Genomic DNA, 8,991 nt, shown 5'->3' on the forward strand with positions numbered 1-8,991 from the left:
TAATATTTGTAATAAAATAAAATCTTGCGAGGGGGATGAGTATGAATTTATTTAAAACGACGGTGGATCATTTTAAGCCGTATTGGCGGAAGCTTTTAGTGGCTTTGGTCTTTTCTTTGGTGGGTGGAGCATTTACGATTTTGCCGCCAATCTTGACGGGGAAATTAGTGGATGAAGTCATTGGGGAGAAGGAGACCACATTCCTACTTTGGGTTGCCGGTGGAATTCTTGTTGCATTTTTAGGTAAGTCGTTGTTTGAGACGATGCAGGAATATGTACAGGTGAAAATCGGACTCGATGTCATTACCGATATGCAGATTCGGGCGTTTAGAAGATTGCACCGTACACCGATGTCGTTTTTTTCGAACACGCCAAGAGGGGATATGTTGTACCGACTGACGCATGACGTGGAGTCGATTCAAAACTTGAACAATACGGTCGTTCCGCGTATTTTGCAACAAATCATCGGAGCGATTGCTGCTTTTGCAGCGGTGTTTGTGTTATTTTGGCCGGCTGCGATTGTGATGTTTGCCGTGTTTGCGATTTATATTTTGCCGTCGTTTAAATTGGGGAAAACGATGAGGAAGATGAGTGCCGTTCAACGGGAAATGAGTGCGGATATGTACCATCATCTTCAGGAAAGCATTGAGAGTGTTCGATTGGTTCGAACATTCCAAACACAAGAGGATGAACTAGAAACACAGCGAAGAAAATTATCTGATTGGAAAACGTACTCCATTCGTGCCGCATTGATTGGAAAGGTCAACTGGCGGCTGGGGAATCTGTTTAATATCGCGACTCCAGGGGTGGTCATGCTAGTCGGGGGCCTAGCTATCTGGAGAGGGGATATTACGGTTGGAACACTGGTCGCTTGCCTAAGTTTTATTCCAACAATGTTTTTACCAGTAAGATCATTGGCTGAAAATGCCTTGACGATTCAACAAGCGATACCAGCGTTGCAGCGAATCTATGAATATTTTGATTTACCGGAAGAACATGAAGAGAATCTCCCTGCGTTTGGTAAGGTCGAGGGGAAAATAGATTTGGAGAATATTTGGTTTACATATCCTGGTAGTGATAAAAAGGTTCTCAAAGGCGTTTCGGTTGCGATCGAACAAGGAAAGCATATAGGGATTGTCGGTACAAGTGGCGGCGGAAAAAGTACCCTTGTGCAAATTCTGCTAGGTTTGTATGAACCAGATCAGGGTTCCGTGTTAATCGACGGGAAGGATCTATTTTCCTATAATCGAAACAGCTTTCGTCAACAAGTTGGTGTCGTTTCGCAGGAAACCTTCCTATTAAATAGTACGCTTCGTAACAATCTTTTATATGGAAAAGTGGATGCAACCCAAGAGGAGTTAGATCGAGCAGTTGAAGCTGCGGGTCTAAAGGAGCTAATCCAATCCTTAGATGAAAAATACGAAACAGTTGTCGGTGAACGCGGCTTAAAGCTCTCCGGCGGGCAAAGACAAAGGGTAGCTCTAGCCCGAGCGATTCTGCGCCAACCACCCGTGTTAATTTTCGATGAAGCGACGTCCTCTTTAGATGGTGAGACCGAGGAAAAGGTGCAGGAAGCTTTGGAACAATTAATTCCGGGAAGAACGACCATCACGATTGCCCATCGGCTTGTCACGGTCAGAAATGCGGATAAAATTCTCCTTCTTGACCAGGGGGTCGTAGCTGAACAAGGGACACATGAAGAACTGCTTGCTCGAAGAGGCCAGTATTATCAATTATATACAGCCCAATATAGCGAACTGGAGAAGGAGTTGATTGGATGAGTGTAAATACTGTTTCTCCACAAAAGAAAATGGGCGACGGCAAAAGGGTTTTAGCCTTTTTAAAGCCCTATAAAAAATGGGTTATCGCCGACTCAATCGTCATTGCGATTAGTCAGGTATTCTCAGCCTTGATTCCAACCTTAGCGCTAGGCTGGCTAGTTGATACGATTTTACCGGGTGAAAACTCGCAATGGCTTTGGGGATTGATGTGGTTACTTATCTTTGCAGGGTTGATGGATCTCATCATGATGGTTATTGATGAATACTTCTGTCATCAGACCGCCAAGACGGTAACCAATTGGCAAAAGCTTCGTCTATTCAATCATTTACAAGTGTTGCCGTATTCTTTTTACCATAATAATTCCTCAGGTGAGCTGTTGGCGAGGGTTTCGGACGATCCGGATACACTGCATAATTTCCTCGCTTGGGAAGGGTCAACTTTTATGGCCAGTGTTCAAGGTGTATTCATTTATAGCTTAGTACTATTATGGATTCACCCTTATTTGATGATTACCAGTGTTGTTTTAGGGGTGATTTTCTATTGGACCTCCAATTATGTCGGAAAGAGAACAAGAGCTGCTTCGGCTGATGCGCGAACCGAGGCTTCCCGCTATCTTGAGAGACTAAGAGAATCGGTGACAGGAATTCATTTGTCTCGCGTAATGGGGGTTTCCGACAGTGAGGTCCAAAGTGTGGTTGCTATCAGGGATACGTTTGTAAAGCATTCGATTAGAGAATTAAAAGCAAGAATGCAATCGGTCGTAGTCATTGCTAGCTATAACGGATTTGCACTTGGTTTGGTCTATTTCATTAGTACGTTATTAATTTGGAATCAAGGCTTGACGAGTGGGCAGATGTTGACTGCTGGCGGACTAGTAACGATCGCAGCAAACGAAATGCAAAGATTACTTCGGAACTGGCTTTCTGTCAGGAGAACAGGCCCGGCATTGGACCGCTCTGACATTCTTCTTTCGCATCAGCCATCAGAGGCAGAAACACAAGAGGGTGTCAAAGGTGGGAGGGCCAGCGGTGAAATCGGTCTGAACGATGTAACGTTTGCCTACCCAGGGAAAGAAGAAACGGTGTTATCAGGCGTTTCTTTTCAAATCCTTGCGGGTGAAAAAGTCGCCTTAGTTGGACCAAGTGGTTCCGGGAAATCAACGATTGTCGACTTACTATTTCGATTATATGATACGAAAAATGGCGCAATTGAGGTGGATGGTCGGAACATTGCTGAATGGGATACAGCTTGGCTCCGGTCACAAATGGCCATCGTTACCCAGGATGTTCAATTGCGCAGCGGTTCATTGGCAGATAACTTAAGAATTGGAAAGCCAGATGCCACCGATGAAGAACTACTCAAGGCTTTACACGATAGCGGGCTCGATGATCTGATTGAAACGCTCCCAGAAGGATTAAATACGAAAGTAGGGGAAAGAGGAAGCCTGCTTTCGGGAGGACAAAAGCAGCGCTTGTCGTTAGCGCGAGCGATTTTAAAAGATTCACCAATCCTCATTCTAGATGAAGCCAGTTCGGCGCTTGATCCAATTACTGAAACGAAAATCAATGAAGCGGTATTAAGGTCGGGGAGGAAACAAACGATCCTGATTATCTCTCACCGTCTGTCCACGGTGCTTTCAGCCGATAAGATTATTGTGCTTGAGAATGGCCGGATTGTTGAAATGGGCAGTCATGCTGATTTGCTTCATAACCATGATGGCGTTTATTCGAGGTTGTTTGGAAGAGAGGCAGGAATTGGGGAGAAGACCTTTACAGTGGAAGGTTAGAAACTCGCAACTAAATAATTAGGAAGTGTGAATCCTTCATGCTTCCTTTTTGTTTTTAAAGCTTTATAGGAATGAGAGGAAAACTGATTTCACATGTTCGATTAATTAAGCCAAAAGTGTGGTGTTATAGTGAATATCCAATTGATAAAGAAGGTCGAAGAAATCGTAGGTGAGGTTAAAAGGTTCATCCCGTTAGATGAACAAGGTTGTACTTCTATAGTACAAAAAGTGAGAACGAAAAATGGTTGTTTCTTGCTTAAAAGTTCATTTGAGGAAAAATATAGAGAGTGGTTAAGGAATGAGGCACAGGTCCTAGAAAAGCTAAATCACCAAAAGCAGATATCGGTTCCTAAATATTACGGTTTTATCGAAGAAAAGCTCGGAAGCCACTTAATCATGTCCTATGAGGACGGTATTACATTAACTAAAGCTCTAGAACAAGCGAAATGTAAAACAGAGAAACAATCGTTAATTAGAAGTTTTGGGTCTTTTCTTCAACAGCTCCATGAAACAAAAATCTTAGAATCGCAAAATCATCATTCTGATTGGTTAGATTCTCAGTTAGTTAAAGCAAACGGGTATGTGGAACGCGGACAAACAGAAGGTAATTTTCAACTTTTAGAGAAATTAAAATCAAATAAACCTTCCCCAGTAAAACAGACATTCATTCATGGAGATTGTACAACTGATAATGTACTAGTGGTAGATGGTGAAGTGAAAATATTCATTGATGTAGCAGGCATGACAGTTGGGGATCCTCGGTATGATGTATCATTGGCGATTAGTAGTTTCTTCAATGACGAAGAGTTAAAAGATTCTTTTTATGAAGGGTATCGGCGGTATAACGTTTCAAAAGAAGAGTTTATCTATTTCGATGAGGGGCTTTATGAATTTTTTTAAATTCATTTTACTGGCTCAACGATTTAATTAACAAAAAAAAGCCAGTATCAAGATTATGTAATCGTCGATACTGGCTTTTATGTGTTAATGCTAGTCACTTTTAATCTTGCATCGATCCAGCCTCTCGTGAAGTCATGGCACCGTCTCCTTCACGAACATCCTTTTGGATTTCTTGTTTCACTTTTTGTGCATCCGTACCTGCATATCCCGGTGTCATAATGGAATCAGCATTGTGATTCACTTTTTGATCTTTTCGCATAGAACCCTCCTGTATAAAAATGGTACAAACTTATTATTCACATAAAAACACTCCGTATCCTGATGATTAGAGCAAACATAATGATACTTTAGGAAAGGGGACTTGTTTTTCAACCATCTACCACTGAACTAAAATATCCTTCGTAATAAAAAGATACGAATAGAAGGTTGCTATCAAAAGGTATATAATTTTAAATGGAATGATTGGTTTAGAAAGGAATCGAAAATGACATTACAACAACTAAAATATGTGATTGAAGTAGCACGAAGTCGGTCAATTAATAAGGCGGCACAGAGCTTGTTTATTAGTCAGCCAAGTCTTTCAAACGCACTAAAAGAGCTGGAAGAGGAAATCGGGATTACGATCTTTTCACGAACCAATAAGGGAATTGTCATCACTCCTGAAGGCTCGGAGTTTTTAGGGTATGCAAGGCAGGTCGTGGAACAGGCAGAGCTTCTTGAGAATCGCTATACGAAAACTCGAACGCTGCAGCAAAATTTCTCTGTATCCGGCCAGCACTATGCTTTTGCGGTAAGCGCCTTTGTCCGTCTGTTAAAAGAGTATGACCGCGAGGAATATGAGTTTACTTTACGAGAAACGAGAACTTATGAAATCATTGATGATGTGAAAAACCTACGCAGTGAGATTGGAGTTTTATATCTGAATGATTTTAATAAAAATGTGATATCCAAGTTTCTAAGAGAAGGAAATTTAAAGTTTCATGAGTTGTTTGAAGCGAAGCCTCATATCTTTATAAGCTCAAGCAATCCACTGGCAAAACAAGATTATGTCACCTTAGAAGATTTGGATCCGTATCCATACCTTTCGTATGAGCAAGGAGATTATAATTCTTTTTACTTTTCGGAGGAAATTCTTAGTACGCTTACGAGACCGAAGAATATCAAGGTGAGTGATCGGGCCACTTTGTTTAATCTTTTGATTGGTTTAAATGGTTACACGATTTCAACAGGTGTGATTAGTCATAAATTAAACAGCAAAGACATCATTGCCGTGCCATTGAAGGTGGATGAGCGGATTCATGTTGGCTATATTACTCATAAAAATGTCGCGACCAGTAAGTTGGGCAACATCTACATTCAATATTTAAAAGAATCCATTGATGAGGAATTGCTAGGGTTATAGTTTAAACCTATAACAAGGAATAGATTTTATGTGTTACGTTATAATGATTTTCCTATGCTACACTTACGTTACACAAATCAAGAAGATTTCAAATCTTATAGAAGGTAGGAGAATCATTATGACAAAAACACTCGTTAAAGCTCCATTTAGAGCCGATCATGTAGGAAGTTTATTACGCCCAGAGAGAATTCATCAAGCTAGAAAGGACTTCCAAGCAGGGAATCTTTCAGCTCAAGAACTACACACAATTGAAACCGAAGAAATTATAAAAATCGTTGATAAGCAAATCGAAGTTGGACTACAAGCTGTGACAGATGGTGAATTCCGTCGTCGTTTCTGGCACACAGATTTCCTTGAGCACCTTAACGGAGTAGAAGGCTATGTTCCAGAAAGCGGCTTTTCTTTTAAAGGAGAAGAAACAGAACGTTATGATGTGCGTGTTATTGGAAAAATCTCGTTTAACCAAGATCACCCACATGTGAAGGACTTTATAGAATTTAAAGAAATCGTTGGCGATCGTGCGGTTGCTAAGCTAACGATTCCAAGTCCAAACCAAATGTTTAACGCTGGAATCCGTAATCAAGAAATTTATCCGGATATTGAAGAGTACACAAAGGATATTATTCAAACTTACAAGGATGCCGTTCAAGCTTTCTATGATGCTGGTTGCCGTTACTTACAATTTGATGATGTGTACATTGCCGGGCTAAACGCACCTGAAATTCCATTTAATGATAGTGGCTACTCTCGTGAACAATTAATTGATTTGGCACTACGTGTAGCGAATGGCGTTTTAGAAGATAAGCCTGAAGATCTTGTCATCACAACGCACCTTTGCCGTGGAAATTATCGTTCGAAATGGGCATTCGAAGGCAGCTACGCAAAAATTGCGCCAACTCTATTTGCGAAAGAAAAAGTAAATGGCTTCTTCCTAGAATACGATGATGATCGTTCAGGAGATTTCGGACCATTAGAGCATATACCAAATGGAGGGGCACAAGTCGTTCTAGGTGTATTCACATCCAAGCATGGAACACTAGAAGACAAGGAAAATATTAAAGCTCGTGTCGAAGAGGCAACAAAATATGTGCCACTAGAGCAAATATGCATCAGCCCTCAATGCGGCTTTGCTTCTACTCATCATGGAAATATCCTAACTGAGGAAGAGCAATGGGCGAAATTGAAGTACATTGTTGACATTTCTAAAGAGATTTGGGGATAAGTTTTTATGGTAAAAAGCTCAGAGATTCTGAGCTTTTTTCTGTGTCTTGTTATTGGTAGTAGACTATACATTCACAGCGAGCGTGAGCCCATCAATATGAGTCGGGTGAAGATGAAAACTAAAATAGAGGGAAAAATTCCCCTTATTTATTAAATGGCACTGAAAATAGCCTAAATAGAGGGAGTAATTCCCCTTATTTGAATCGAAAAACATGAAAATAGGTAATTTGCTTTGAATAGCGGGAAAAACTCCCCCTATTTATCCCAAAACGAGCTCGAATCTGCAATTAACGGGAAAAATTCCCCTTATTTTTCTAGCGGGTTACTCAATTAAGGACCATGCCTTCTTTTTAAAAGAATTGAAACAGGTTACCATTTCAAAAAATCGGATGCATTCGTTCTCTAGCTACTTTTTAACACACCTAAACACCCTGTAGCCAAGTTCCTCAGCATATTCCATCATTAATAGGCTGTGTTCATTTAGAATTTCCTCAATGGCCGGGTCGAGTCTCACGGTTTTCGCCTCTTTGTCAAAATCAACTTGATAACTTTGGAGTTCCTGAAGAATGGAGCTAGATTTTAAAACGTCTATATTAGTAAATCCTAATCCTGCTAATGCAGAGTACCACTCTTTCTCTGTAGGAATCTTCCCCATCTTATAGAAGCGTTTTATCTTCTCTTCCTCGTCTTTCTGCAACGGTGCTTCACAACAAAGTTCAGTAGCGATAAGAACTCCGGAAGGTTTAAGCACGCGGAAATATTCCGCTAATGTATTAGATATGTTTGTGAAGATGGTTGCTGATTCTGTTACAACATAATCGAAGGAATCATCGGGGAAAGGTAAATTCTCAATGTTTCCTTTCAATACTTTTACAGGTAGTTTCTCTTTCTTTACTCGAGCGGAGGCATGTTTTAGCATGAGTGGGTGAGCGTCAACGGCGTATACTTTACAGTTGAATTCTGATGCCAAATAGGCGGAGGTAAGACCCATCCCACAGCCAGCATCTAAAACAGTTGCGCCTGGCCGAATTCCCTCTTCTTTCAAGATCCTTTTTGTTAACGAAAATCCCCCCGGATGTGCTTCTGTTACTCCACCATAAGCTAAAGCGTCCTGGTATCCAAATCTCATATGGTTCACTCCCTGACAAAGGTTTCTTCTATCCTATGTAAAATAGAATCAAAAAGCTTACTCCAACAAGAAAACAACCAATGGAAAAGAACAATTCCACTTATGCCCTATGGTCTTTGTCCAACCATAAAGGAAGAATGCTCATAAGATACAGTAGCATTCAAATTAGGGGGTGGAAAAATGTCTACAGGACGTTACTATGATATGTGTTGTCGCGGAGTTGGTAGACCCGTTCAAATTCGGACAATCGATGGTCAAGTTCACCGTGGAATTGTTGGGAGAGTAACACCAAACAAAGTATACCTTCGACCAATTGGAAGAGGTCCAAGCTACGGTGGAGTTGGATATGGATATTATCGAGGTTACGGAGGATACGGACTCGGATATGGCTTTGGATGGGGAATTGCCTTCGGAGCTATTGCCGCACTAGCATTTACTCCATTTTTCATTTAGGGACGGTTCTTAAAGCGGACAATCGGAAGTTTTGCATGTAAAAAGGCACAACTAGTGAGAATGAGCTAGTTGTGCCTTTGATGTTTTTTAGGCTGAAGATCCATACGCAAAATTTTTGATTGCCAGAGAAGAATGAAGTCGCGGCCCCTGGCCTATGGGAATTCAACCTTTCGGTTTCATTTCTTTTTTTGCCTTTTGATCCTCTTTTTAGGCCTGATCATATAGATTTCCCTAATTTTTATTGGTTTTGAATATAATTTCCCCCTCCCCAATTAAGAGGCTTTTTTTACAGATGTTCAGTTTGATTGTTTTAAGATG

The 8,991-nt window shown here is 40.9% G+C and carries 8 protein-coding genes; 6 read left to right on the forward strand and 2 right to left on the reverse strand.

Annotated elements, in window-relative coordinates; all coding sequences use genetic code 11:
* The first annotated feature begins 41 nt into the window (after positions 1-41).
* From BMX30_RS06870 to BMX30_RS06880, 3 genes are all read left to right on the forward strand, one after another.
* Positions 42-1,781: an ABC transporter ATP-binding protein gene (locus tag BMX30_RS06870; protein WP_090742686.1), complete on the forward strand. Its 1,740-nt coding sequence runs from the start codon at positions 42-44 to the stop codon at positions 1,779-1,781.
* A complete protein-coding gene (locus tag BMX30_RS06875) occupies positions 1,778-3,568 on the forward strand; it encodes an ABC transporter ATP-binding protein (RefSeq protein ID WP_090742689.1) in 1,791 nt (596 codons plus the stop codon). The genes BMX30_RS06870 and BMX30_RS06875 overlap by 4 nt, the downstream gene beginning before the upstream one ends.
* 129 nt (positions 3,569-3,697) lie before the next feature.
* Positions 3,698-4,468 (forward strand): aminoglycoside phosphotransferase family protein, encoded by a 771-nt coding sequence (locus BMX30_RS06880; protein ID WP_244532517.1) that lies wholly within the window; start codon positions 3,698-3,700, stop codon positions 4,466-4,468.
* A 100-nt stretch (positions 4,469-4,568) separates the two neighbouring features.
* Here the strand turns inward: BMX30_RS06880 and BMX30_RS23445 are convergent, their stop codons facing one another.
* Positions 4,569-4,727: a hypothetical protein gene (locus BMX30_RS23445; protein ID WP_170843810.1), complete on the reverse strand. Its 159-nt coding sequence runs from the start codon at positions 4,725-4,727 to the stop codon at positions 4,569-4,571.
* A gap of 225 nt (positions 4,728-4,952) precedes the next feature.
* On the opposite strand from BMX30_RS23445, the gene BMX30_RS06885 reads away from it, so the two are divergent.
* Both BMX30_RS06885 and BMX30_RS06890 read left to right on the forward strand, forming a co-directional pair.
* On the forward strand, positions 4,953-5,870 hold the full coding sequence (locus BMX30_RS06885) for a LysR family transcriptional regulator (protein WP_090742695.1): 918 nt from the start codon (positions 4,953-4,955) through the stop codon (positions 5,868-5,870).
* 118 nt (positions 5,871-5,988) lie between these two features.
* A complete protein-coding gene (locus BMX30_RS06890) occupies positions 5,989-7,092 on the forward strand; it encodes a 5-methyltetrahydropteroyltriglutamate--homocysteine S-methyltransferase (protein ID WP_090742698.1) in 1,104 nt (367 codons plus the stop codon).
* A 405-nt stretch (positions 7,093-7,497) separates the two neighbouring features.
* On the opposite strand, the gene BMX30_RS06895 is transcribed toward BMX30_RS06890, so the two are convergent.
* Entirely contained in the window at positions 7,498-8,220 is a 723-nt protein-coding gene (locus BMX30_RS06895; RefSeq protein WP_090742701.1) for a class I SAM-dependent methyltransferase, read from the reverse strand.
* A gap of 180 nt (positions 8,221-8,400) precedes the next feature.
* On the opposite strand from BMX30_RS06895, the gene BMX30_RS06900 reads away from it, so the two are divergent.
* Positions 8,401-8,673: a hypothetical protein gene (locus BMX30_RS06900; RefSeq protein ID WP_090742705.1), complete on the forward strand. Its 273-nt coding sequence runs from the start codon at positions 8,401-8,403 to the stop codon at positions 8,671-8,673.
* The last annotated feature ends 318 nt before the right edge of the window (positions 8,674-8,991 follow it).

This window comes from Mesobacillus persicus (assembly GCF_900109925.1).
Lineage (GTDB): Bacteria > Bacillota > Bacilli > Bacillales > Cytobacillaceae > Mesobacillus_B > Mesobacillus_B persicus.